This is a genomic window from Sphingorhabdus sp., assembly GCF_044239045.1.
Lineage (GTDB): Bacteria > Pseudomonadota > Alphaproteobacteria > Sphingomonadales > Sphingomonadaceae > Sphingorhabdus_B.
This window is the reverse complement of record NZ_JBIICD010000009.1, coordinates 19060-42923: the sequence shown is the minus strand read 5'-3', so window position 1 is coordinate 42923 and position 23864 is coordinate 19060. Positions and strand designations below refer to the sequence as shown.

At 56.4% G+C, this 23864-nt stretch carries 27 protein-coding genes; 7 read left to right on the top strand and 20 right to left on the bottom strand.

The window, feature by feature from the left end:
- Window positions 1-45: 45 nt before the first annotated feature.
- Genes ACILP4_RS05315 through ACILP4_RS05305 form a run of 3 tightly spaced genes read right to left on the bottom strand, consistent with a single transcriptional unit; the run spans window position 46 to window position 3122 of the window.
- Window positions 46-705 carry an SPOR domain-containing protein gene (locus ACILP4_RS05315; RefSeq protein ID WP_395619745.1) on the bottom strand — a complete coding sequence of 220 codons (660 nt, stop codon included), beginning with the start codon at window positions 703-705 and terminating at the stop codon, window positions 46-48.
- A 19-nt stretch (window positions 706-724) separates the two neighbouring features.
- The gene (argS, locus tag ACILP4_RS05310) at window positions 725-2446 is read right to left on the bottom strand and encodes an arginine--tRNA ligase (protein ID WP_395619706.1); all 1722 of its coding nucleotides are present in this window, start codon (window positions 2444-2446) and stop codon (window positions 725-727) included.
- Between the two features lie 25 nt (window positions 2447-2471).
- Complete coding sequence (locus tag ACILP4_RS05305) at window positions 2472-3122, bottom strand: hypothetical protein (protein WP_395619705.1); 651 nt, start codon at window positions 3120-3122, stop codon at window positions 2472-2474.
- A 401-nt stretch (window positions 3123-3523) separates the two neighbouring features.
- On the opposite strand from ACILP4_RS05305, the gene ispH reads away from it, so the two are divergent.
- From ispH to rnhA, 3 genes are read left to right on the top strand one after another with little or no spacing between them, the layout of a single operon-like run.
- On the top strand, window positions 3524-4489 hold the full coding sequence (ispH, locus tag ACILP4_RS05300; protein ID WP_395619704.1) for a 4-hydroxy-3-methylbut-2-enyl diphosphate reductase: 966 nt from the start codon (window positions 3524-3526) through the stop codon (window positions 4487-4489).
- 1 nt (window position 4490) lies between these two features.
- A complete protein-coding gene (gene thrB, locus ACILP4_RS05295; RefSeq protein WP_395619703.1) occupies window positions 4491-5465 on the top strand; it encodes a homoserine kinase in 975 nt (324 codons plus the stop codon).
- Window positions 5462-5902 (top strand): ribonuclease HI, encoded by a 441-nt coding sequence (rnhA, locus tag ACILP4_RS05290; RefSeq protein ID WP_395619702.1) that lies wholly within the window; start codon window positions 5462-5464, stop codon window positions 5900-5902. The genes thrB and rnhA overlap by 4 nt, the downstream gene beginning before the upstream one ends.
- Here rnhA and ACILP4_RS05285 read toward each other — a convergent pair.
- The 5 genes from ACILP4_RS05285 to maiA all read right to left on the bottom strand — a co-directional run bounded on the left by ACILP4_RS05285 (window position 5899) and on the right by maiA (window position 10211).
- Window positions 5899-7008: an NAD(P)/FAD-dependent oxidoreductase gene (locus ACILP4_RS05285; protein WP_395619701.1), complete on the bottom strand. Its 1110-nt coding sequence runs from the start codon at window positions 7006-7008 to the stop codon at window positions 5899-5901. The genes rnhA and ACILP4_RS05285 overlap by 4 nt on opposite strands.
- Window positions 7005-7928 carry an alpha/beta fold hydrolase gene (locus tag ACILP4_RS05280; protein ID WP_395619700.1) on the bottom strand — a complete coding sequence of 308 codons (924 nt, stop codon included), beginning with the start codon at window positions 7926-7928 and terminating at the stop codon, window positions 7005-7007. The genes ACILP4_RS05285 and ACILP4_RS05280 overlap by 4 nt, the downstream gene beginning before the upstream one ends.
- Window positions 7929-8020: 92 nt before the next feature.
- Window positions 8021-9028, bottom strand: a complete 1008-nt coding sequence (locus tag ACILP4_RS05275) for a fumarylacetoacetate hydrolase family protein (protein WP_395619699.1) — start codon at window positions 9026-9028, stop codon at window positions 8021-8023.
- A 104-nt stretch (window positions 9029-9132) separates the two neighbouring features.
- Window positions 9133-9579, bottom strand: coding sequence for a MarR family winged helix-turn-helix transcriptional regulator (locus ACILP4_RS05270; RefSeq protein WP_395619698.1), 447 nt, complete (start codon window positions 9577-9579; stop codon window positions 9133-9135).
- A complete protein-coding gene (gene maiA / locus ACILP4_RS05265; RefSeq protein WP_395619697.1) occupies window positions 9579-10211 on the bottom strand; it encodes a maleylacetoacetate isomerase in 633 nt (210 codons plus the stop codon). Before maiA ends, ACILP4_RS05270 begins: the two co-directional genes overlap by 1 nt.
- 95 nt (window positions 10212-10306) lie before the next feature.
- Here maiA and ACILP4_RS05260 point away from each other — a divergent pair, with 95 nt between their 5' ends.
- Window positions 10307-10726 carry a DUF2147 domain-containing protein gene (locus tag ACILP4_RS05260; protein WP_395619696.1) on the top strand — a complete coding sequence of 140 codons (420 nt, stop codon included), beginning with the start codon at window positions 10307-10309 and terminating at the stop codon, window positions 10724-10726.
- A 37-nt stretch (window positions 10727-10763) separates the two neighbouring features.
- On the opposite strand, the gene ACILP4_RS05255 is transcribed toward ACILP4_RS05260, so the two are convergent.
- The gene (locus tag ACILP4_RS05255) at window positions 10764-11678 is read right to left on the bottom strand and encodes an ABC transporter permease (RefSeq protein ID WP_395619695.1); all 915 of its coding nucleotides are present in this window, start codon (window positions 11676-11678) and stop codon (window positions 10764-10766) included.
- A gap of 34 nt (window positions 11679-11712) precedes the next feature.
- On the opposite strand from ACILP4_RS05255, the gene ACILP4_RS05250 reads away from it, so the two are divergent.
- The 3 genes from ACILP4_RS05250 to parE all read left to right on the top strand — a co-directional run bounded on the left by ACILP4_RS05250 (window position 11713) and on the right by parE (window position 14848).
- Window positions 11713-12384 carry a GcrA family cell cycle regulator gene (locus ACILP4_RS05250; RefSeq protein WP_395619694.1) on the top strand — a complete coding sequence of 224 codons (672 nt, stop codon included), beginning with the start codon at window positions 11713-11715 and terminating at the stop codon, window positions 12382-12384.
- 19 nt (window positions 12385-12403) lie between these two features.
- On the top strand, window positions 12404-12787 hold the full coding sequence (locus tag ACILP4_RS05245) for a PaaI family thioesterase (RefSeq protein ID WP_395619693.1): 384 nt from the start codon (window positions 12404-12406) through the stop codon (window positions 12785-12787).
- Window positions 12788-12859: 72 nt separating this feature from the next.
- A complete protein-coding gene (gene parE / locus ACILP4_RS05240) occupies window positions 12860-14848 on the top strand; it encodes a DNA topoisomerase IV subunit B (RefSeq protein ID WP_395619692.1) in 1989 nt (662 codons plus the stop codon).
- Between the two features lie 160 nt (window positions 14849-15008).
- Here parE and ACILP4_RS05235 read toward each other — a convergent pair whose 3' ends face one another.
- From ACILP4_RS05235 to ACILP4_RS05185, 11 genes are all read right to left on the bottom strand, one after another.
- Window positions 15009-15800 carry a LysR family transcriptional regulator gene (locus ACILP4_RS05235; RefSeq protein ID WP_395619691.1) on the bottom strand — a complete coding sequence of 264 codons (792 nt, stop codon included), beginning with the start codon at window positions 15798-15800 and terminating at the stop codon, window positions 15009-15011.
- A gap of 10 nt (window positions 15801-15810) precedes the next feature.
- Window positions 15811-16221: a Co2+/Mg2+ efflux protein ApaG gene (gene apaG / locus ACILP4_RS05230; protein ID WP_395619690.1), complete on the bottom strand. Its 411-nt coding sequence runs from the start codon at window positions 16219-16221 to the stop codon at window positions 15811-15813.
- Window positions 16218-17426: a trans-sulfuration enzyme family protein gene (locus ACILP4_RS05225; protein ID WP_395619689.1), complete on the bottom strand. Its 1209-nt coding sequence runs from the start codon at window positions 17424-17426 to the stop codon at window positions 16218-16220. Before ACILP4_RS05225 ends, apaG begins: the two co-directional genes overlap by 4 nt.
- A 27-nt stretch (window positions 17427-17453) precedes the next feature.
- The gene (gene leuB / locus ACILP4_RS05220; RefSeq protein WP_395619688.1) at window positions 17454-18500 is read right to left on the bottom strand and encodes a 3-isopropylmalate dehydrogenase; all 1047 of its coding nucleotides are present in this window, start codon (window positions 18498-18500) and stop codon (window positions 17454-17456) included.
- A 133-nt stretch (window positions 18501-18633) separates the two neighbouring features.
- Window positions 18634-19224 (bottom strand): DNA repair protein RecO, encoded by a 591-nt coding sequence (locus tag ACILP4_RS05215; RefSeq protein WP_395619687.1) that lies wholly within the window; start codon window positions 19222-19224, stop codon window positions 18634-18636.
- A gap of 37 nt (window positions 19225-19261) precedes the next feature.
- Window positions 19262-19573 (bottom strand): hypothetical protein, encoded by a 312-nt coding sequence (locus ACILP4_RS05210; protein WP_395619686.1) that lies wholly within the window; start codon window positions 19571-19573, stop codon window positions 19262-19264.
- 70 nt (window positions 19574-19643) lie between these two features.
- The gene (gene uvrC, locus ACILP4_RS05205; protein WP_395619685.1) at window positions 19644-21584 is read right to left on the bottom strand and encodes an excinuclease ABC subunit UvrC; all 1941 of its coding nucleotides are present in this window, start codon (window positions 21582-21584) and stop codon (window positions 19644-19646) included.
- 87 nt (window positions 21585-21671) lie between these two features.
- Window positions 21672-22292, bottom strand: coding sequence for a F0F1 ATP synthase subunit B (locus ACILP4_RS05200; protein ID WP_395619684.1), 621 nt, complete (start codon window positions 22290-22292; stop codon window positions 21672-21674).
- On the bottom strand, window positions 22285-22779 hold the full coding sequence (locus ACILP4_RS05195) for an ATPase (RefSeq protein WP_395619683.1): 495 nt from the start codon (window positions 22777-22779) through the stop codon (window positions 22285-22287). The genes ACILP4_RS05200 and ACILP4_RS05195 overlap by 8 nt, the downstream gene beginning before the upstream one ends.
- Window positions 22780-22837: 58 nt before the next feature.
- On the bottom strand, window positions 22838-23065 hold the full coding sequence (locus ACILP4_RS05190; protein WP_125229901.1) for a F0F1 ATP synthase subunit C: 228 nt from the start codon (window positions 23063-23065) through the stop codon (window positions 22838-22840).
- Window positions 23066-23105: 40 nt separating this feature from the next.
- The gene (locus ACILP4_RS05185; RefSeq protein WP_395619744.1) at window positions 23106-23861 is read right to left on the bottom strand and encodes a F0F1 ATP synthase subunit A; all 756 of its coding nucleotides are present in this window, start codon (window positions 23859-23861) and stop codon (window positions 23106-23108) included.
- Window positions 23862-23864 lie beyond the last annotated feature (3 nt).

Below are 23864 nucleotides of genomic sequence, written 5' to 3'. Positions count from 1 at the left end.
TTGCTATGTGCAACGCATCAACATGAAAAGGGGGCTGTCGCTTCGCTACCGCAATATCAAGCAATTCTCACCCGCGACCTTCAATTTTGCGCACAGCTGCTGGGCTTCGGTGGAATTGGCCGTTACGGCTTGCAGGCGGAAAACGGTGCGTCCGCCCTCGACATTGGTTTGGGCGATCTTACGGTTTATGCCCGCTAAAAAACCAAAGCGCTTGTTTAGACCGGTCCATGCCGCGTCGGCCTTGGCGGAATCACCAAATGCACCCAACTGCACCAAGACGGCATTTGCAGGCGCGCTGCTGGGTACAATAGGGGTCGCTGGTTTCGCCGCCACAGGCGGAGGTGCGACCATTGAGCCAGCGGACGGAGCCGCGAGCACAGCACCTGTTTTCTGCCCCTCGCTTGCGGCAAAGGCGGAATCGCCCTCGCCTTCGAAGCTTTTGCCGCCAGCATCCGCTGGTTTTTGTTTGTAATTACCCTTGGGCGCGACAATCAGTTCGCCGGTGCCGTTTGCGCCGCCCCTCTGGCTGGGCCGAAACCAATATATGCCGCCGACAATCACCGCGAACAAAAATAAGCCCGCAACCGCCCAAAGGGCGACGCTCATGCGCGAACCGTTTGTCTCTGTGGCATTACCGTCAGCGGTTTCGAGCCAAGGCAGGCGATCATTGTCGTCGAGATTCAGTCCATCATATTTGCGGTCCATCACATCACGTCCCCAATCCCTACATGTTGTAAGCGGCTTCAACCCCCATCAGCCGTAATCCATTGCGCAGGACTTGCCCGATATTGTTAGCCATGAAAAGCCTTGCGCCAGTCAGTTCCGGATTTTGTGCCAATATGAAACGCTTGTCAGGCTGGTCATTGCCCAGGTTCCAATAAGCGTGGAACGCTGCTGCCAAGTCATTAAGATAAAAAGCAATTCTGTGCGGCTCACCTGATTTTGCGGCAGCTTCCACGATACGTGGGAAATTTGCGGCTTCGCGGATAAGGCCGATCTCCGCATCACCCAGCATCGCGATATGCGCGCCATCGGGGCCAAGACCTTCGAGTTCTGCCTTGCGCATGGTCGATGATATCCGCGCATGGGCATATTGCACATAGAATACGGGATTGTCCTTCGACGCTTCCACCACCTTGGCGAAATCGAAATCCATTTGCGCGTCGGCCTTGCGTGTCAGCATCGTGAAGCGGACGACGTCCTTGCCAACTTCTTCAATAACCTCAGCTAAGGTTACAAAGCTGCCCGACCTTTTGGACATTTTAACAGGTTCGCCGCCGCGCAGCAGACGCACCATCTGCACCAGCTTGACGTCGAAATCGACCTTACCGCCGGTCAACGCATTGACCGCCGCCTTGATCCGTTTGACCGTACCCGCGTGATCCGCGCCCCAAATGTCGATCATCGCATCGACGCCTTGGCTTTTCTGGAAATGATAAGCGAGATCTGCGCCAAAATAGGTCCAGCTGCCATTGGATTTTTTAATGGGCCGGTCCTGGTCATCACCAAATTGCGTGGAGCGGAACAAAGGAAGCGTCACAGGCTCCCAATCTTCGATTTCCTTACCCTTTGGCTTTTCCAACTCGCCATCATAGACAAGCCCGCGCGCGCGCAGTTCCTTCTCCGCGACATCGGCCTTGCCTGCTTCATGCAGTTCGGCCTCTGACGAAAACAAGTCATGGTGAATGCCCAATAAGGCCAAGTCCGCCTTGATCATCTCCATCATTTCGGCAACGGCGGCCTTGCGGAACAAAGCAAGCCATTCGCCTTCAGATGCGGCGACATATTGATCACCAAAACGCTTTGCCAGCTGCTGTCCGACGGGGATCAGATAATCGCCGGGATACAAGCCTTCAGCGATTTCGATCGTTTCGCCCAGCGCCTCACGATAGCGCAAATGCGCTGACCGCGCGAGGACGTCAACTTGGCCGCCTGCGTCATTGATATAATATTCGCGGATCACCCGGTAACCCGCAAATTCTAGCAATTTGGCCAAAGCATCACCGACGACAGCCCCGCGGCAATGGCCCATATGCATGGGGCCAGTCGGGTTGGCGGAAACATATTCGATATTTACCGACTTGCCATCACCCAGATGCGAGCGACCATAATCATCGCTCGACGCCGCCATCGCGCGTAATTCATCAAGCCATGCCGAAGCATCAAGCCGAAGGTTAAGGAACCCCGGCCCAGCGATTTCAACCGCTACAACATTAGCGGCCTTCGCCAGCTCAACCGACAAAGCCTCCGCCAAGGCGCGCGGGTTGGTTCCGGCGGGTTTCGCCAGCACCATCGCCGCATTGGTGGAGATATCGCCATGGGTTGCATCACGCGGCGGCTCGACCGTTACATTGCTGCGGTCCAAATCTGCCGGCAAGGTTCCGAGCGCCACAAGTGCGTCCAGCGCATGATCGACATGCGCTGCATATTGTTCAAAAAGAGTCATGACGGTGCCTTGAAATTAACGCGGATCAACGCGTGACATTGTAACGCAGCTGATCTTCGGTCAGCTGAAAACCGATGAGCATTTCAAAGCTTGATCGGACAACCGCTGCGCGCACTTCGGGATCGGCCATAGGGTCAAGCGCCGCGTCGGGGTCACCGGGCTTACGCTTCTTGGTGATTTTCTGCACGATTTCAGCGGGCAAGCTGGCAGCGTTCTTGTCAATATAGCCAGCCGCTTGCGCCTGCGCAGATGCGCGTTGCTGGCCATCGGCGAATTGCAGCGTCACTTGCCCAACCCGCTTGGCAATGACGGCACTGCCGCCTTGAACCACCGTGTTGAAATAAGGCACAATTACAGTCCGCGTGCCGCGCGCATCGTTGCGGCGCGCTTGCACATCAAATGTTGCCTGCGAAAAGATTTTCTCGCCACTTTCGTTACACGTCGGGCGAATATTGGTGATCGTTGCAACCACATCGATAGCCTCGGCATCCGTGCTGTTCACTGGGTTAAAAATAGTGATGTCACCCGTGCCATCGGGCACCGCAACCGTTGGGCAACCGGAACGTGTGACGTTCACGCCAACGCCAGCGGCGACATCCAGATCTCCGTCGCGTGAGCAACCGGCCAAAGTAGCTGCAGCAATACCGATGGTCAGGGCTTTGGCGGCGTAGTTCATAAAGGGTAATCCTCGGGTTTCTTAAACTTGGGTCGCGGGTGCGAAACGTGATTTGGTCCTTATCCCCCCATTGCGGCCCGCGCAACAGGGGAAAGGTCTTGGCGGATGCAGCGAGTTTATTCAGGGTCATGACCTGTTAAATTCACCTGCGAGGCGTCAAAATGGCAAAGATACTGAGATAAAATGTTCGCAGCAGCCAGTTATTCTGCCTGCAAGGGCATTTTATTTCGGTATCGAAGCCATTTTGGCGTCCGAAGGATTTGACCCATTTTGTCCATTGCTGCGTTGCCAAAGCGCGCCTTAGAACCACTAAGCCCGCACTTTGCCGCCTTGCACTGAACAAAATGGCCTCAAACCTCGGAGTTGAATTTAACAGGTCATGACCCTAAAGAACATGGCGCATGACTGAACAACCACTCTCCAAAAAATCGATCCGGCTTCTTTTGGCCGCGCCACGTGGTTTTTGCGCTGGCGTTGACCGCGCTATCCAGATTGTCGAGCTTGCGCTCGAACAACGTGGCGCGCCAGTGTATGTCCGCCACGAAATCGTCCACAACCGTTATGTGGTCGACAGCCTGAAAGCCAAAGGCGCAATTTTTGTCGAAGAGCTCGACGAAGTGCCTGATGGTGGCCATGTTGTTTTTTCGGCGCATGGAGTGCCCAAATCGGTACCCGCCAATGCGCAACAACGCGGACTTGCCTATTTCGACGCGACCTGCCCGTTAGTTTCGAAAGTTCACAAACAAGCGGAACGTCAAGTTGAGGCCGGCCGGCATATCATTTTCATCGGTCATGCAGGACATCCCGAAGTCATCGGCACCTTTGGCCAAGTGCCCGCAGGTGCAATGACTTTGGTCGAAACCGCCGACGATGCGCGGGTAATTGCGCCCGCCGACGCGAACAATCTCGCTTTTCTAACGCAGACAACATTGTCAGTAGATGACACATCGGAGATTGTTGCAATCCTTCAACAACGCTTCCCCAATATTGTCGGGCCAAAGGGTGAGGACATTTGTTACGCCACGTCGAACCGGCAGGAGTCGGTAAAGGCAATCGCGCATGAATGCGACCTTGTCCTCGTCATTGGCGCGCCGAACAGTTCCAACTCGCTGCGACTGGTTGAGGTAGCTGCACGCTCGGGTGCAAAGGCCTATCTGGTGCAGCGCGCCGAAGATATCAGCCTCAATTGGTTCGATGATGTCCATACGCTTGGCCTGACGGCTGGTGCGTCGGCGCCTGAAGTTTTGGTGCGCGAGATTATCGACGCGCTCGCATTGCATTTCGACTTGGATGAGCAGCAGGTGACCACCGCTGAGGAGACGGTCACATTCAAATTGCCACGCGAACTGGCTGGCGCGGCGATCTGATTTGGCAGTTTATACGCAGTTAGGACCGCAGCAGGTTGACGCATTGCTGGCGCATTATGATGTCGGCGAACTTGTCGCATTAAAGGGCATTGCCGAGGGCGTCGAAAACAGCAATTTCTTCGTGCAAACAACGCAAAGCCGCTTCATCCTGACTTTATATGAAAACCGCGTGAATCCAGACGATTTGCCGTTTTTCTATGCCCTTTTGAAGCATGTATACGATGCAGGTTGCAAGGTACCGCAGTTTATCACGGATCGTAATGGCCAATGGCTGCAAACAGTCGCGGGGCGCCCGGCTTGCTTGATTGAATTTCTCGATGGCGTGTCGGTAACAGAACCGACGGCGGTACAAGCTTATTCTGCCGGCGCGGCTTTGGGACATATGCATAAGGCGCTTGCCAATTTCACTTTATCGCGCCCCAATAGCCTTGGCGTTTCCGCATGGCGTCCTTTGGCGTTGCGTTGCACGGCGGAGGGTCTTGAGTCCATCGCGGTCGGTCTATCAGCGCGTGTCTTTGCCGAATGCGATTATCTGGAAGCGCATTGGCCAAGCGATCTACCCGTGGCGGCTATCCATGCCGATCTATTTCCAGACAATGTCCTGATGTTGGGCGACCATGTCGGTGGCCTCATCGACTTCTACTTCGCGTGCACGGAAATCCGCGCATATGATTTAGCGGTGACGCACAGCGCATGGTGCTTTTCCAATGACGGCGCTGTTTTTAACGCCGATGTGAGCGAAGGCTTGTTGGCGGGCTACACCGATATTATGCCTTTGGATGCAGCAACACAGGCGGCCTTGCCCATATTGCTGCGCGGCGCATGTCTGCGGTTCCTGCTGACACGTTGCTATGACTGGATTAACACGCCAGCCAATGCGCTTGTGACGCGCAAAGACCCTCTGGCTTTCCTACGTCGGCTGGATTTTTACAGCGACCCTGCAGAGTTTGAAAACCTATTCAGGCATCACCTGTGAAGCAGCTTGAGATTTTCACCGATGGTGCGTGCAAGGGAAATCCCGGGCCTGGCGGATGGGGCGCTGTGATCCGCTATGGCAAGCATGAGAAGGAAATTTCGGGCGGCGATCCCGACACCACCAACAACCGGATGGAGCTGTCCGCCGCGATTGAAGCGCTTAAAATCCTAACTGAGCCGTGCCATGTCAAATTGCACACTGACAGCAAATATGTCCTCGATGGGATCACCAAATGGGTTCATGGCTGGCAACGCAATGGATGGAAAAACGCTTCAAAACAGCCCGTCCGCAACGCTGATTTATGGCATGACCTAATCGACGCCGTTGCCCGTCATCACATCGAATGGATTTGGGTAAAGGGCCATAATGGCCACCCCGAAAACGAACGCGCAGATCGGCTGGCGAGTGACGCAGCAGAGGTTGCGGCGTTGCGTTAACGAAACCGCGCTGGCGTGTAGACGGCGGCGTCAACTTTGGGCGGCGCGGCGATAGCTTCATCCAACAATGACCCAGCAAGCTGCGCGGCGGCAGGAGCCGTCTGGATGCCAAATCCGCCCTGCCCTGCGAACCAGAAAAAAGCATCATTCGACGCATCGCGGCCAATGACGGGCAGCCGGTCCGGCGCGAAGCTGCGAAGCCCGGCCCATTTATGCTCGACACGCTGAATGTCCCAATCCACCACAGTCCGCAGACGGTCAATGGCGGTGGCGACGTCCCATTCCTCTGGCGCAGCGTCGCAGGCTGGGGTTGCAGTTTCGTCATGCGGGCTAAGCCATAAGCGGCCACCCGCGTCCGGTTTGAAATAGAAACTACCGTCCAACGCAATGACCAAGGGCAAGTCCGCCGGAACGTCTGGCGATACGATCAATTGTGCGATGGTGCGACGATAGGGTTGGATACCCAAGGGCCGAACCTGCGCCAACTGCGCTACGTCATCGGCCCATGCGCCCGCCGCGTTAACGAGGATTTTTGCCGAACAATTGAGGCTACCTGCCGTAATCTGCCATGCACCATTTCGCCAATTAGCGGCGTTCAGACAGCTGTTGCATTTCAGAACTGCGCCTTGCCGTTTGGCTTGACGCAAATAGGCGGCGTGGAGCGCGGCAACATCAATGTCGCAACAGTCTGGTTCCCAAAGGCCATGTGTCCAATCGCTACGTAGCCCCGGCACACGCGCCGCCACGGCGACACGGTCACTGACATCGATCTGCACGCCGCTAGCCGCAAATTCTGCGCGCATATTGTCCGCCATCGGCGTCTGATCCGATGTACCGATGTGCAGCGCACCGCGTCGGTACATCAATGGGCCGTCATGGAAATCCGCAGGCGGTGCCGCCAAAAACGGACCGGACGCAGTGGTGAGTGGCTGAACCGCTGGCCCGCCATAGCATTCGACCCAAAATGCCGCCGACCGCCCCGTCGAATGATAACCAGGATGTGCCTCTGCCTCAATCAACACCACAGATGCCCGCGCGGACAATTGGGCCGCAAGGCTTGCGCCAGCAATGCCGGCGCCGATAATGGCAAATTCAAAGTCGCTCATGGTCGCGGTGCGTTAGTTTCCAAAAAGCGGTCGATCCGCGCAAGGCACTGGTCTCGCACGGGATCTGCCTCCCGCAACAATTCATGCGCGGCTTCCTTGCCGAAAATCAATGTTTCGGCATGCGGCAAACGTTTGCTGTCGGCGATCACGCGCTGGGTACTCACCAATTGGTCGGCGGTGGTGGCGAGCAGCAAGATGGGCGTTTTTATCGCCTCTAACAGGCCCGGCGCTTCCAACATGCGGATCGACGCAATCGCGCGCTCGATCCAATGCCAGCTTGGCGGACCCAATTTGACGTTGGGGCGCAATTTCCACCATGCGATTTCGTCTTCGTAACGATCATCATCATGCGTCAACATTTTGCCACGCCTCTCCATCGGCGACATCGGCTTCTCGCTGACTTTCCAGGCGGCATCCTCGCCCTTGCCGATTTTGACCATCAGCTTGGCAAAAGCATGGTTCAGGGCCAGCGGCAGGCCGCCAGTCTGAATACCCAACATCGGCGCGCTCAGCACGACCGCCTCTGGGTCCATCGCCTTTTCCACCAAAGCGCGCATGGCCAATTGCCCGCCCATGCTGTGCGCCATCACCACATGGGGGCCAGGCGTTTCTTGTTTCCAAGCATTCCAAAAATGCCGCAGATCGGCAATCCAAGTGGCAAAATCATCGATATGACCAACATGTGGGTCCGCCAATAGTCGCCCAGATTCGCCCTGCCCGCGCCAGTCGATTGCCGTTACACGCCAGCCGGCATCAGCATAATAAGCAAGCGTTTCCAGATATTTTTCATAATGGTCGCCGCGCCCAGGTAGAAATAATAATGACCCGCGCGGCGGGTTTGCGCCTTGCCAGTCGATACGGCGAATGGCCCATTGGTCGGCGGCATGCCAGATGCTCTCCACGGCTTCGGCCGGGATCATGCGTCGGTTCATTGGTGTGTTGGTTTTGGGCATGGCCGTCTTTCTTAAAATATACGGTACGGATATTGAAGAGATGCTATTTGCGTATACCTTCAAATATTGCGGACCGTCTGCTCAATAGCGCCAAAGATACTGTGTCCGGCCGTGTCCAGCACTTCAATCCGCACGACGTCGCCGTTCTTTAGGAACGGGGTCACCATGTCGCCTGTCTGGATTTTCTCGACCATGCGCACTTCGGCCAAACAGCTATAGCCAAGGCCGCCAGCGGCGACGGGCTTTCCAGGTCCGCCATCAGCATCACGGTTGGACACGGTACCCGAACCGATAATCGACCCTGCCCCGATATTGCGCGTCTTGGCGAGATGCGCGATCAAGGTTCCGAAATCGAAGGTGCAGTCGTCCGAAGCCACCGCGCGTCCAAATGGTGCGCCATTAAGGTCAACATTCAAGGTGCGATGCAGCTTTCCGCCCTTCCAATAATCTCCAAGGCTGTCCGGCGTAACAAACACGGGCGACAAAGCGCTGGCGGGTTTCGATTGGACAAAGCCAAAGCCTTTTTCCAACTCGGCTGGGATAAGGTTGCGTAAGGACACATCGTTCACAAGGCCAACCAGCCGAACATAAGACAAGGCATCTGCCGCCGTTGTGCCTTGTGGCACATCGCCCGTCACCACAACAATCTCCGCCTCAAGATCACAGCCCCAGGCCGCGTCGGCCAAGGGGATATCATCGCGCGCGCCAAGAAATTCGTCCGAACCGCCTTGGTACATTAACGGGTCATGCCAAAAGCTGTCGGGCAAGACAGCACCCCGTGCCTTGCGGACCAATTCGACATGATTGACATAGGCCGAACCGTCCACCCATTGATAGGCGCGTGGCAATGGTGCGGCAGCATCATGTTCGTGGAAACGTTCACGGGGAATGACTGCATGTTCTAAATCGGTTGCGAGTGCTTGCAATCGAGGGGCAAACTCTTCCCAATCATCCAGAGCGGCCTGTAAAGTCGGGACAATATGCGCTGCATCCGCATACCAAGCAAGATTGTCCGACACGACAACCAGATGTCCGTCACGGCCCGACTTTAGAGATGCAAGTTTCATAGTCTTTCTCCGGCTTTTCTGCTTCATGCAACGATATTGCAGTTGCGGCAACTGCAACTCTGCGTTTGGGCGTCAGGAATGTTGAGCGCGCGGAAATTGCGAACTTAGCCGAGTTCAGCGACGCGCAGACGCAATTGCGCCAACATCGCTTCCAACACCTTGGCCTCACCGCTGCCCAATATCTTCTCAAGCTCGGCCTCTAATGCTAGCGCCTCCGGTACAATCTGTTCATACAAATCGCGTCCGGCTGGCGTCAGAGTTAGATGATGTGATCGGCCATCCGACATGTTCGGCACACGGCTGATCAAGCTGCGGTCCTCCAACGCCTTGCACGCGCGGTTCACGGTAACCTTGTCCATCGCGGTTGCCGCAACCAATTGCCGCTGCGTTGCCACATCACCTTCGCCCAACAAGGCCATGACCCGCCATTCTGGTACCTTCAGCGCAAATTTTCCGCGATAGGCACGCGCGATCAGGTCACTCACCGCGTTCGATGTAATGGACAATTGATAGGGCAGAAACGCACTGAGCTTCAGTTTTTCTGTTGGCATCAGTCGGGCTTCACATGGTCAGGATGCGCTGCTGCAAAAGCCGGAAGCGTGGTCAGCGCAGCATCCATCCGCAAAAGCTTAGGAAAGGCATCCAGCGGCGTATCCACGCGGCGGGCATTGGCCATCTGCGGCACGAGGCAGACATCAGCCAAATTCGGCAACTCGCCACCGAACAAGCCATTATCGGGCGCCATTGCCTCCAACGCCGTGAACCCTTCGATTATCCAGTGCCGATACCATTGGTCCACGGACTCTTGCGATTGACCCATCTGGTCCTTCAAATATCGCAACACACGCAAATTATCGATTGGGTGTATGTCGGCTGCAATAATCAACGCCTGCGCCAATGTTTTGGCTCGATCCGCGGGGTTCGAAGGGACCATCGCGGGGTCGGGATATTGGGCATCCAGATAATCAATGATTGCAAGGCTCTGCGTCAGGTCATGCCCGTCGATCGACAGCATGGGTACAAAGCCTTGCGGATTACGCGCCACATAATCGGGCGCACGTTGCGCATTGTCCAGGAGGCTGGTTGGCACGCGTGTATACGGCACATTTTTAAGGTTCAGCACAATGCGCACACGATAGCTTGCGGACGAACGCCAGTAATCGAAAAGGATTATCTCACTCATGCGTTTGGCAATTAGCATGGCACTGGCAAAAGGCAAAAGCATTGCAGCTTGCGCATTGGCCGTTTATATCGTTTTTCCAAAGCAAAGGACCAGAAATGCACCACGCTAAAACATGGGTGATCGCAACCGCAATATGTGCGGCAATTCCGGCGCAAGCCGCCGCGCCAATTTCCGGGCGCTGGATAACGCAAAGCAAGGACGGCGTTGTCGAAGTGTATCAATGTGGCGCGGCATTATGCGGGAAGTTGGTAAAATTTCTTGTCAACCCGCCGGCTGGTGCAGGCGCAAAGGACCTGAACAATCCTGATAAAGCGCTTCGCAATCGGACCATATTGGGCATGAATGTTCTGACGGGTTTCAAATCCGACGGCAAAGAATGGAATGGCCAGATTTACGATCCAAAGTCAGGCAAAACCTATCGCTCGATCGTCTATAAGGGCAAATCAGGCAATCTTGTCGTCAAAGGCTGTATCGGACCCTTTTGTCAGGCGCAGACATGGACACCGGCAAGCTAAAAAGCAGGACGGCTTAAATCGACCTTCGCGGCGTCGACTAGGCGCGTAACTTCCATCCGGAACGCAATAGGAGATAGCAAATAAGCCCAAGCACCGCATTAAGCGCGAGCAAGAGCAACGCGCCAAACATCACTGGGCTATCCGCGTTGCCGATAAAGCCATAGCGGAAGCCTGAAATTGCATAGAAAAACGGGTTAGCGTGGCTTATCGCCTGAAAAACAGGTGACAATTTATCTACCGAATAAAAAGTACCAGACAGCAAAGCCGCAGGCGCGACAATGAAGTTGCTTATCGCCGCGGCATGGTCGAATTTCTCCGCCCAGATTGATGTCATGACCCCGATGAGCGCAAGCATCATCGATCCCATCAGCCCGAACCACAAAACTGCCCCCAAATGCACCGGCGTGACATGGACGCCGGGCCAAAATACCATGGCGAGCCAGATCGTTCCGCCAACCAGAAACGCCCGTGTCACCGCGGCCGCCGTAAGCGCGGCCAAAACTTCCGCATTGGAAAGCGGCGGCATCAGATAATCCACAATCGTGCCCTGAATCTTACCCACCAACAGCGAGAAGCTTGAGTTCGCAAAGGCGTTCTGCATCATGCCCATGATGATCAAGCCAGGTGCAATAAAATCCGCAAACGATACGCCCAACACGGTTGGCTTGACTGAACCCAAGGCAACGGTGAAGATAATCAGATAGAGCAAGGTCGTGATGGACGGAGCCCAAACGGTTTGCAGCTGCACCTTGAAAAAGCGGCGAACCTCTTTCATGTACAAGGTTTGCAGGCCGACCCAGTTTACATTGCGGATATGGCGTTCGCCGTCGGGCAGTTGCACAACAGGGTTAGCGTCCCTATCTTGGCCGATATTGCTTTTATGGTGGATAGTCATCGCGCAATCGACTATCGGCTTGCAACGATAACCGCAAGGCGCAATCGCGTCATTCATGCGGCAAATAGAACTCGTTATTGGAATTGCATTTATGTCGTGGACCGACCAGCGGATTGATCAGTTAAAGGCACTTTGGGACAAAGGCCTGACCGCAAGCCAGATTGCAGATGAGCTTGGCGGCGTCAGCCGCAATGCCGTTATCGGCAAGGCGCACCGTTTGGGCCTAAAATCGCGCCCTTCGCCTGTAAAGTCCAACGACGCTGATAAAAAAGCTGCGCCGAAAAAGGCTGCACCTGCCCCCGCAAAGGCACCTGCCGCCGCTGCGCCACCGCGCCCGCGTCCATCCGCACCGCCTGCTGAAACCATTGCCCCCGTGCGCGCCGATGATGATACCGCAGAAGCGCCCGCAAACCGCGCTTCGGCGATGCCGCGCATCGTATCGATTGGCCCCGGTGGCTTCATGCGTCAGGGTCCCGGCGATCAACAAGCGCCCATCCCCCCTGCCCCGCCACGCCGCCTTGTGCCCGCAAAGCCAAGCCCCGAAATGGCGGACAAGACCTCTTTGCTTGATTTAAACGAGCGCATTTGCCGTTGGCCACTTGGCCACCCCGGTGAGGCGGATTTCCATTTCTGCGGTGTACCAGTGAACCCGGGCTTCCCTTATTGCGTTGAACATTGCGGCCGTGCCTATCAGGCGCAGCTTCCACGCGGTGTGCGCCGCCCCCCGCCCCCCATGCCATTTGGCGGACCACGGGTTCGTTAAGACAGCGGCGAGATAAGGCATGGACCATCCATTTGCTGATCTCATCGGGTTAACAGTAGAGCAACAAGGTAACGGCAGCAGCACGCTTTTGCTGCCGGTTGATGGCCGACATTTGAACCCGCACGGCGTTGTGCATGGCGCTGTCATTTACGCAATGGCGGACACTGGCATGGGCGCGGCGCTATATTCAGTGCTTGATGCCGGATATGCGTGCGCGACAATTGATATCTCGATCAGCTATTTCCGGCCAGTCGTGGAGGGCCAACTTTTGTGCCAAACCGTTTTGGATAACAAGGGTCGGAGCGTTGCCCATTTAACTGCCCGCATCACACAGAATGACAAGTTAGTTGCGCAAGCGAGCGGCAACTTCGCCATTTTATCCATGCCGTCGGAAAGACGCTGATCCGGTTTATTTCCACAGCCGAGTATCGTTCGGCTGTTGCGCCGCCGACTTTCCCGCGCCTATAGCATATATATGACCGATGACCTGTTCGGCGGCAGCGCGGCCGCCACCGCCGCATCCAATGACTATACCGCTTCTGCGATTGAGGTGTTGGAGGGGCTTGAGCCTGTTCGCCGTCGCCCCGGCATGTATATCGGCGGCATCGATGAACGCGCGTTGCACCATCTGGCATCCGAAGTACTCGACAATTCGATGGATGAGGCTGTTGCCGGCCATGCCAGCCGTATTGAGGTCCATCTGGGTGTCGGCAACCGCCTCACCATCACAGACAATGGCCGCGGTATTCCGGTTGATCCCCATCCGAAGTTTCCGGACAAGTCCGCACTTGAGGTCATTCTCACAACGTTGCACTCCGGCGGCAAGTTCACAGACAAGGCTTATGCGACCTCTGGTGGCCTGCATGGCGTGGGTGTGTCAGTGGTCAATGCACTGTCAACGGACACCTTAGTTGAAGTCGCGCGCAATAAGCAGCTCTATCGCCAACGATTTTCGCAAGGCCTGCCGCTCGGCAAGCTGGAGGAATTGGGCCCAACGCCCAACCGGCGTGGGACAACGATAGCATTCACGCCCGACCCAGAGATTTTTGGCGCAGACGCAAAGTTCAAACCCGCGAGGCTGTTCCGTCTGGCGCGGTCAAAGGCGTATTTGTTCGCTGGCGTCGAAATCCGCTGGCGCTGCGATCCGGAACTAGCCAGCGAAGATGTACCCGCCGAGGCGGTGTTCCAATTCCCTGGTGGCTTGTCCGACCATTTGCGCGAACAGCTTGGCACCCGGGCATGTGCCACCACCGAATTTTTCGCTGGGACGCAGGATTTTCCAGATGCGCAGGGCCGCGTCGAATGGGCCATTTCCTGGCCGTTATATTCCGACGGTTCCTATAGCTGGTATTGTAACACTATTCCCACGCCCGATGGCGGCACGCATGAGGCAGGCGTCCGCGCTGCATTAACCAAGGGTCTGCGGGCATTTGGTGAATTGATAGGCCAGAAAAAGGCCGCGCAGATTTCCGCGGAAGACATTTTCAACGAAGCTGAATTGATGTTGTCGGTTTTCATCCGTAACCCGCAATTCCAAAGCCAGACCAAGGACCGGCTGACTTCGCCTGAGGCCACGCGGCTTGTCGAAAACGCGGTGCGTGACCATTTCGACCATTATCTGGCCGACAATATGGAACGCGGCAAGGCGTTGATGGGCTTCATCCTTGAGAAGGTCGACGACCGCTTGCGCCGCAAGGCTGAGCGTGAAGTGAAGCGCAAGACCGCAACGTCTGGCCGCAAGGTGCGCTTGCCAGGCAAGCTGACCGATTGCGCGTCGGATGATCCCACCGGCACCGAATTATTCATTGTCGAAGGCGACAGCGCCGGCGGCAGCGCGAAGCAAGCGCGCGACCGTAAGACGCAAGCTATTTTGCCGATCCGGGGTAAAATCCTCAATGTTGCATCGGCCACCGCCGATAAGATCCGCGCGAACAATGAAATCGCCGACCTGCAACTGGCATTGGGCTGTGGCACGCGTAAGGACTGCAACCCCGACAATCTGCGCTATGAACGCATCATCATCATGACCGATGCTGACGTTGACGGCGCGCATATCGCAACCTTGCTGATGACATTTTTCTTCCAAGAAATGGCAGAGATTGTGAAGGCCGGGCATCTGTTCCTCGCGCGGCCGCCACTCTATCGGTTAACGCATGGCAGCCAAAGCGTCTACGCCGCCGACGACGCCCACCGCGCCGAGTTGGAAGCAACGGTGTTCAAAGGCAAAAAAGTCGATGTTGGTCGCTTTAAAGGCTTGGGCGAAATGAACCCGAACCAGCTCAAAGAAACAACAATGGACCCGGCGACCCGCTCGCTGATCCGTATCACCTTGCCACATGAATATGAGCGCCGCGCGGTGGTCAATGACCTCGTCGACCGCTTGATGGGCAAAAACCCCGAGCACCGTTTCAACTTCATCCAAGAAAATGCCGCGCAGTTGGATGAGGACACGATTGACGCGTGATATGTAGGCTTTGTCTACGAGCGTCACCCTAGCCGCCGCCTCGTCACCCTGAACTTGTTTCAGGGTCTATCGTGCAGCAAGGACGGACCTCGAAAGGCGGAATGGACCCTGAAACAAGTTCAGGGTGACGGTGATCTGCGAATTAACGATGACTCTTGGCCTACGCCGTCAACGCCTCAACCAGCGCTTTCACCTTCTTCTGTCGCCATTGCGGCAAGGGTGCGACCAGCCAATAGGCCTCATCGCTTTCCTTCGCATTATCTACGGCACGGACTTTCCCACTGGCGATGTCGGCTTCGGCGAGGATGAGCGGAACGGTGGCCCTGCCTAACCCTATCGCGGCAGCGTCGATGGCAAGGCCGGCGTCCGCCAGGCGCAAAGCGGCTACGCCCTCGGCCACAGGGCAATTGGGCCAGCTTATCGGCGTGTCCGCACCGCCCTCTGGCGCGGCGACTGTGACATAAGCGCCAGCTGCAAGCCGAATGCCCTCATGTTCCCCCGGCCCCGTGGTCAGACGGATAGCGAGGTCCAGATTGGCCTCGGTAAAATTCACATCTTCATCCGCGGCAACCAAGGTAAATCGGGTGTCGGGGTTTGCCTTACTAAAGCTTGCCAGACGCGCAGCCAGCCATTTGGCGGTAAAATCACGCGGCGCGGCAATGGTTAGCGCATTGGACGACTGCCCCGCCTGCATCGCACGGACCGATTCTTCAAACTGAAGAAAGCCTGCGCGCAGGGCATCAAGGCCATTTGCTGCTTCGTCGGTCAGTTCAAGCCCCTTGGGCGTGCGACGGAACAGCACAACGCCCAACATATCCTCCAGAGCGCGAATTTGCTGACCTACTGCAGCCGGGGTCACAGCGAGTTCGTCCGCGGCCTTCGTAAAGCTTAAATGCCGGGCGGCGGCATCAAGGACACGCAGACCATTGAGGGGAAGATGGGTGCGTTTCATACGCCCAAACTCATCGCGCTGTGGCTGGTGCCACCAGCGTAAAGCAGGGGATCTCCGCCAGAAAGGTCGATCCATCCTCCCGCACAAAGCGATATTGCCCTTCCATCGTGCCACTGGGTGTTGGCAAAGGGCAGCCGGAGACATAATCATGGCTTTCGCCAGGGCGGAGCACGGGTTGTTCACCGACCACGCCGTCGCCATCAACATGGTTGATCATGCCGCGACCATCCGTAATCCGCCAATGCCGGGTGATCAATTGCACGGGTTCGTCACCGCCATTTTCGATGCGAATATGATAGGACCAGAACCAGCGTCCTTGCGCGGGCACAGATTGTTCCACCAAAAAATTTGGCGCGACACGCACAGTGATGCCCTCGGTCGTGGCGCTAACCGCGAAGAAGGAATCCAATATGCTGGTCACAAACCAGCCGCCTTTAGCGCTTGATCCAGATCTTCGATAAGATCAGCGGGATCTTCCAGACCGACATTGATGCGGATCATGCCTTCGCCAACGCCCATCGCCTCGCGGGCTTCGGGCCCCATGCCATGGTGGGTGGAGGATGCGGGGTGGCACATCAAGCTGCGTGCATCGCCGATATTGTTGGAAATATCAATCAACTGCAACCCATTCAGCAAAGCATGCGCTTGTTTGCGGCCACCATCGACCGAAAAGGCGAAGATCGGCCCGCAGGCCTTCATCTGCTGCATCGCAAGTGCGTGCTGCGGATGGCTTTCAAGACCGGGGTGCATGATATGCGGTACGCGGCCCTCAAGGAATTTCCCTACTGCCAGAGCGTTCTCCGACTGCCGCATGGCGCGCAGCTCCAACGTCTCAAGACCCTTATGCACGACCCATGCGTTAAATGGCGACAAGTTAGGCCCCGTGTTACGCTGAAACGGCAACAAAACCTCATCCATCCATTTTTGCGAACCGCAGACGGCGCCCGCCAAGACGCGGCCCTGTCCGTCCATCAACTTGGTCGCGCTATACGCCACAACGTCGGCGCCAAAGTCCATCGGCCGTTGCAACACGCTGGTGGCGAAGGCGTTATCGACCACCGTTGTAATCCCATGTTCTTTCGCCAGGCCGCATACATAGGCCATATCGACAATGTCCATCGTCGGGTTTGCTGGCGTTTCAAAGAAGAACACCTTCGTGTTCGGCTGAATCGCTGCCTTCCACGCGTCATTGTCGCGGCTGTCGATAGTAGTTGTGGTGATGCCCCATTTCGGCAACAGATTGTCTGTCAACCAGCGGCAAGAACCGAACGCGGCGCGCGCGGCAACAACATGGTCACCCATTTGCAACTGGCATAACAACGCCGTGGTCATCGCCGCCATACCCGTGGCTTGAGCGCGGCAAGCCTCTGCCCCTTCCATCAGCGCAATGCGTTCTTCGAGCATTTGTACCGTCGGGTTCTGCAACCGCGAATAGGTCATCCCATCCTGTTCACCGGCAAAGCGCGCAGCAACGGTTTCCGCATTATCATAAGTAAAGCCGGACGATAGGAACAACGCCTCGGACGTTTCGCCATGCTCGCTGCGCCAAGTGCCGCCACGCACCGCTTGGGTGGCGGGACGCCAATGCCGAGTGATTTCGCGATTCTGGCCTGTAGTTTTCTTCATAAGTTCGCTTTTCGGGGAGAGCAGGGTTTAGGTCAAGGCAGCAAGCACCGCGTCGCCCATATCGCGGGTCGAATAGGTGCCGCCGAGGTCCGGGGATCGTGCGCCGCCAGATAGCGCCTTCGCAACGGCGGCTTCAATACGGTCGGCCTGTTCAGGCAAGCCCAACGAGTAACGCAGCATCATTGCTGCCGACAATATCGTTGCAAGCGGGTTTGCCTTGCCCTGCCCCGCAATATCGGGCGCGCTGCCGTGGATGGGCTCGTACAAGCCTTTCTGAGCAGCGTCCAGCGACGCGCTCGGTAACATGCCAATCGAGCCAGCGCACATGCTGGCCTGATCGGACAAGATGTCGCCGAACAAATTGCCCGTTACGATGACGTCAAACTGGCCGGGGTTGCGTACCAATTGCATCGCGCAATTGTCGACATACATGTGGCTCAAAGCAACCTCGGGATATTCGGCATGGGTTTCGATCACGACATCGCGCCACAACTGCGACGTTTCAAGCACATTGGCCTTGTCTACCGAGCATAATTTCTTGCCCCGTGCCATCGCGGTTTCAAAGCCTACGCGGGCAATGCGGCGAACTTCATCCTCATCATAAGACATGATGTCATAGCCTTCGCGCTTACCCTCGGCGGTTTTGCGCATACCCTTTTCGCCGAAATAGACATCGCCATTAAGTTCGCGGACGATGACCATGTCGATTTGTGTCGCAACTTCAGGACGAAGCGCGCTGGCATCAGCTAGTTCCGGAAACAAGGTGGCAGGGCGCAAGTTCGCAAACAAGGACAGTTCCTTGCGCAGCCCCAATATCGCCTGTTCCGGACGCAAATGACGTTCTAGCGCATCGCAATCTGGATCACCGACAGCGCCAAACAATATTGCATCGGCGCGCTTGGCAAGCGCCAACGTGTCCGCCGGCAAGGGATGTCCGGTCGCCTTATAGGCCGCGCCGCCAACCAGCGCCTCTTCAAAGGTCAGCCCGTCGATGCCGAGCGCATCCAAAACGCGGCGTGCTTGTGTGATGACTTCGGGACCGATTCCGTCCCCGGGTAACAAGGCAATGAGCATATAATATCAAACCTAGAAATGGCGTGTCATCCCGAACTTGTTTCGGGATAACGGACTGCGGCACGTTATGCTGAAACAAGTTCAGCATGACGATGCTGAAATATCATGGTTTCTCCTGCCAACAGCAGCGGGCTTATGCAACTGCTCGTTTCAATCGCTCCACGAGCCGTTCGCGGGCAGCCATGACGTCGGCGCGACGGTCGCCCAGCACGTGCGCGACGAGCCGCTTGCGGGTCTGCGCCATCATCGCCACCGGCGCGCTGTCGCTTTCATATTCTTCGGCATAGCCAAGTTCCGCCAGCAACAATGTCTCATATTGCGCAACCGCCCCTGCCCACACCCGTGCAGCTGGTGCCAACTCTATGGCGGATAGTAAGCCATCCACTGCGCTGTGTACACGCGGATAGGGTACGCCCTCCGCCAACGTCGCTGCGGTCAGCGCCGTCACCCAGTCAATCGCAGCGGTCGCCAATGGTTCGCTGAGTAAATGTGCGCGGCTGTGTAAAGGTTCGGGCGCTAGGCGGACCAATTGGCCAGAAATGCGCGTGCGCCATTCACCCTTGATCACATTTCCGGGGATAAGGACTGGCCGCAATTGCCGTCCCCGCGCGCCCGCGACAAAGCCTGCAAGCATACCGTGATCCGCCGTAAATGCCCGCACGATGGCGCCTGTTTCGCCATGGTTGCGGACCGCGCAGATGATGGCAGATGCCGAAATATCCATACGCCCTCATGCCAAGACTGCGGCATGAGGGGAAGCTTTATCCTGCGTCCGCGCTGACCATGAATAAGGTCACACCGACATATTTTTCGGCGTTAGGTTCAAACGAAGCATGAATTTCAAATGACTGGTCCGACAGCTGCAGATCGTTGAGCCCCGATAAGTGGAAAGCGCCAAGCTTCTTATCGCGTCGCACTTCGCCGTTTTTTTCCAATATGACGGCATCGGTGAACACGGCACTGTGCTTGGAATACAGAATATGTGGGGCCAGCTTCATCGGCACATTATTGTACACCAAAGTGACACATTTTTTGAGCGCGATAGCCTCAAGCAGCAATTGATTGTTTGTCATAAGACGGCTCTATCGAACCCGCTTCGCCATGCAATCAAAATAGCGGCGTAGTATTCCGCCACAGCCGAGGTCAGCCATTGCTATGATAATAATCATAGACCGTCTGCGCGACGGCGGCAGATACGCCGGGGGCCTTTTGCAAGTCCTCAAGGCTCGCATTGCGCACGGCCCGGGCCGTGCCGAAATGCATGAGTAACGCTTTTTTGCGCGATGGGCCAATGCCCGGAACTTCGTCAAGCGGACTGACGGTGATCGCCTTGCTGCGTTTCGCGCGGTGCGCACCAATGGCAAAGCGGTGCGCCTCATCGCGCAGCCGTTGCAAATAAAACATAACGGGCGCGTTGACAGGCAGCGTGAATTCACGGCCATCAGGGAAGTGGAAAGTCTCACGACCCGCATGGCGATCTGGCCCCTTGGACACGCCGATAAAGGCTACATCCTCAACCCCCAATTCGCGTACGATTTGCATGACGGAACTCATTTGCCCCTTGCCACCATCGATGAGGACAAGATCCGGCCAGTTTTCATCGCGTTCGGGTTCGTTATCATCCATCAACCGCCCAAATCGCCGCGCCATGACTTCGCGCATCATGGCAAAGTCGTCGCCGGGTGTCGTGTCAGGATTTTTGATGTTAAACTTGCGATATTGGCCTTTGATGAAACCTTCCGGTCCCGCCACGATCATCGCGCCGAGTGCGTTGGTCCCCTGAATATGGCTGTTATCATAAACTTCGATCCGGCGCGGCGGTTCGGGCAATTCGAACAGGTCAGCCACCTCTTGCAGCAATTTACCCTGCGTTGTGCTCTCGGCCAGTCTCCGATCGAGCGCTTCTGCCGCGTTGCGCGTCGCTTGCTTGACCAAGCGCACACGGTCGCCGCGTTGCGGCATGCTGATTTCGATCTTGCGCTCGGCACGTTCGGACAACGCCTGCGCCAACAAATCTGCTTCGGTCAGTTGCCGATCGAGGAAAATGAATTTCGCAGGGGGAACATCTTCATAAAATTGCGCGAGGAAGCTGGTGAACACTTCGTCCTCGCTCATTTCCGCAACATGCGCGGGGAAAAAGGAACGATGCCCCCAATTTTGCCCACCACGGATGAAAAACGCCTGAATGCCCATCACGCCGTTGCGATGCGCCAGCGCAAAGATGTCGGCGTCGCCTACGCCTTCTGCGTTGATCGCCTGCGACCCTTGAATGAAGGTGAGCGCCCGAAGCCGGTCGCGGACCATGGCGGCGCGTTCGAAGTCGAGAGCTTCGGCCGCTGACTCCATCTCCTTCGCCAGTTTCGCCTGCACAGCGGAGGATTTACCGTCGAGGAAGGATTTGGCATCCGCGACAAGGCTGTCATAGGACGCGTCATCAATCCGGCCGACACAGGGCGCGGAGCAACGCTTGATTTGGTACAGCAAACAAGGCCGGTCACGATTGTTAAAGAAACTGTCGGTGCAACTGCGCAGCAGAAACAATTTTTGCAGCGCGTTCAGCGTTTGGTTGACGGAACCAGCGCTGGCGAACGGCCCATAATAGTGCCCCTTATGACGTCGCGCGCCGCGATGTTTCTGAATACGCGGAAATTTATGGTCGGCGCGTAACAGAATGAAGGGGAAGCTTTTATCGTCACGCAGCAGCACGTTGTAAGCTGGGCGATATCGCTTAATCAGTTGCGCCTCCAGCAACAACGCCTCAGCCTCGCTATTGGTGGTGACGATGGTCATAGACCGCGTCAGCGCGACCATCCGCCGTAAGCGGTTGGGTAGCCGGTCAATCTGCACATAATTGCCGACGCGATTCTTTAAGGCGCGCGCCTTACCGACATAAAGCACGTCGCCCCGCGCATCGTGCATGCGGTAGACGCCGGGTTTGAGCGGAAGGGTCTTCAGAACATTGCGGATTGCCGCGATGCCCGTGTCGAAATCCGGTGTGTCCGCACCACGCACCGCATATGTCGCCTTTTCCTCGCTAAAGCGGGAGGCCGCATTGGGTTGGTCGGGGCGGTCGGCTTTGGACATATTGTCCTGCCATGTAGGCAACGTCTTTGCGCGACACAACGTCATTCCCGCATAGGCAGGAGAATGACTAAGTTGTGACGGATTAACTTAGTTCAGCGACGCAATCGACTGATCGATCAACGCAGCATCGGCCTTTGCATCATGATGTGCGGAGATAAGCTGTGCTGCAGCGGCCGCAGCAGCGGTGGCGGCAGTTTTACGCACATCGGCAATCGCGGCTCGTTCCGCAGCAGCGATTTTATCTTCGGCGGCTTGTGCACGGCGGCCAATCAGCGCGGTAGCGTCGGACTTAGCACGTGAGACAATCGCTTTGGCTTCTTCTTCCGCCGCAACCTTCATCGCTTCGGCATCAATCGCGGCTTGCTTCGCCTTGGCTTCATATTCGGCCTTTATAGCTTCCGCTTCGGCCCGCAAAGCAGTTGCCTGATCCAATTGCGCACGAATGCCGGCAATTTGGCTGTCCAGCGCGCCGGCAATCATCGCGGGGACTTTTTTCCAGATGGCCAAAGCAATCACTGCGAGCATCGCCAAGGCGACGAGCATGGAGGCATCAAAGCCCAGCGCCGACGGCGTGACATGTTCTTCAGCATTAGCGTGTGCTTCGGTTGTCGCATGCGTTTCGGCTGCTGGCGTTGCAATCGCACCCGCGTCGGTTGCAGGCACGGCTGCTGCTGTGGCCGCTTCGGTTTCTACTGCTGGATTAGCCATGCGACATTACCGCCTTCACTGCTTTTGCGGCTTGCGCAGATGTGACCTTTGCACCAGAAACCTTGGCAACGATATCGGCGGCGGCTTCTGCGGCCACGGTTTCGATGCCGGATAATGCTTTGGCGGTTGCCTTGGCCAATTCTACATCGGCAGCGGCGATCTTTGCGCTGATTTCGGCGTCGGCCTTTGCCAGACGCGCATCTGCGTCCTTGGCGGCCTTCGCCTTGGCAGCAGCAGACTTGGCTTGCGCCGCGGCCCGCGCCGCCGTTAGATCAGCAGCGCCGCTGTCACCCAGATTATTGGCCTCTGTCCGTGCATGTTCGGCAGCAGCAAGGTCGTCCGCAATCTTGCGATCACGTGCGTCCATCGTTGCTTCTACCTTTGGCAACATCACGCGGCCGACCGTAAAATAGATCAAGCCGAATACAATCAACAGCCAAAAGAACTGCGATGCATAGGTTTCAAGGATCTGACTAATCTGGGGCATATTATGCGTTCGTCCTTATGAAAGAAGGCCCCGGCGTAGTGCCGGGGCGAACTGTCAGTTAGGCAACGAAAATCAGGATCATCGCGATAACGAACGCGAGCAGACCGAGAAGTTCGACGGCGGCGAAGCCGATGAACAGACGGCCTTGTTGGCTGTCAGCTGCTGCAGGGTTACGCAATGCGCCCTGAAGGAATGAGCTAAAAACGTTACCAACACCGCCAGCGGCGATACCGGCACCAATTGCTGCCAGACCGGCACCGATCATTTGGGCTGCTTCTGCGTCCATGATAAAAACTCCTGTTAAAAATAAACTTAGTGGTTGAAAATTAGTGCAAATTGACGGCGTCGTTAATGTACAACGACGTCAAAAGCGCGAAAACATAAGCCTGAATGGCACACACAAGCAGTTCAAGCAAAGTGATACCAATCATGAGCAAAAACGCAGGGAAACTGACGATCAGCGGAACCCATGCGGCTTCGGCGTTCAGGCCGTTGATCACAAATCCGGCGAGCACCTTCATCATGATATGCCCCGCCGTCATGGCAACAAATAAACGCAGCGCGAGGCTGAAAGGACGGATCATGAATGAAAAAAGCTCGATAACCGGGATCAGCCAGAGCAACCACCAAGGCGTGCCATGCGGAACGAATAGGCTGAAGAAATGCAGGCCATGCTTCCAAAAGCCAACAACCAATACGGTGCCAAAGCTGAACAGCGCCAGCACGGCGGTTACGGTCAAGTGGCTTGTAATAGTGAAAGGATGTACGCCAGGGACGATACCGAACGGCATCATGCCCATGAAGTTCGCCATCAGGATGAACATGAACAGCGAGAACACCAAAGGCACATATTTCTTGCCTTCGGGACCGACATTTGCGGTCAACATGTTGTTGATGAAACCAGTGGCACCTTCGACCGCCATTTGCCAGCGTCCGGGAACCATGTCCCGCTTCATGCCGCCCGCCATGAACAGCCACAAGGCGCCAAGGACAAGCACCATGAACAAAGAAGAGTTGGTGAAGGAGACGTCATAACCAGCAAGCTCAAGCTGCGCGAGCGGCTCAATCTTGAACTGGTACATCGG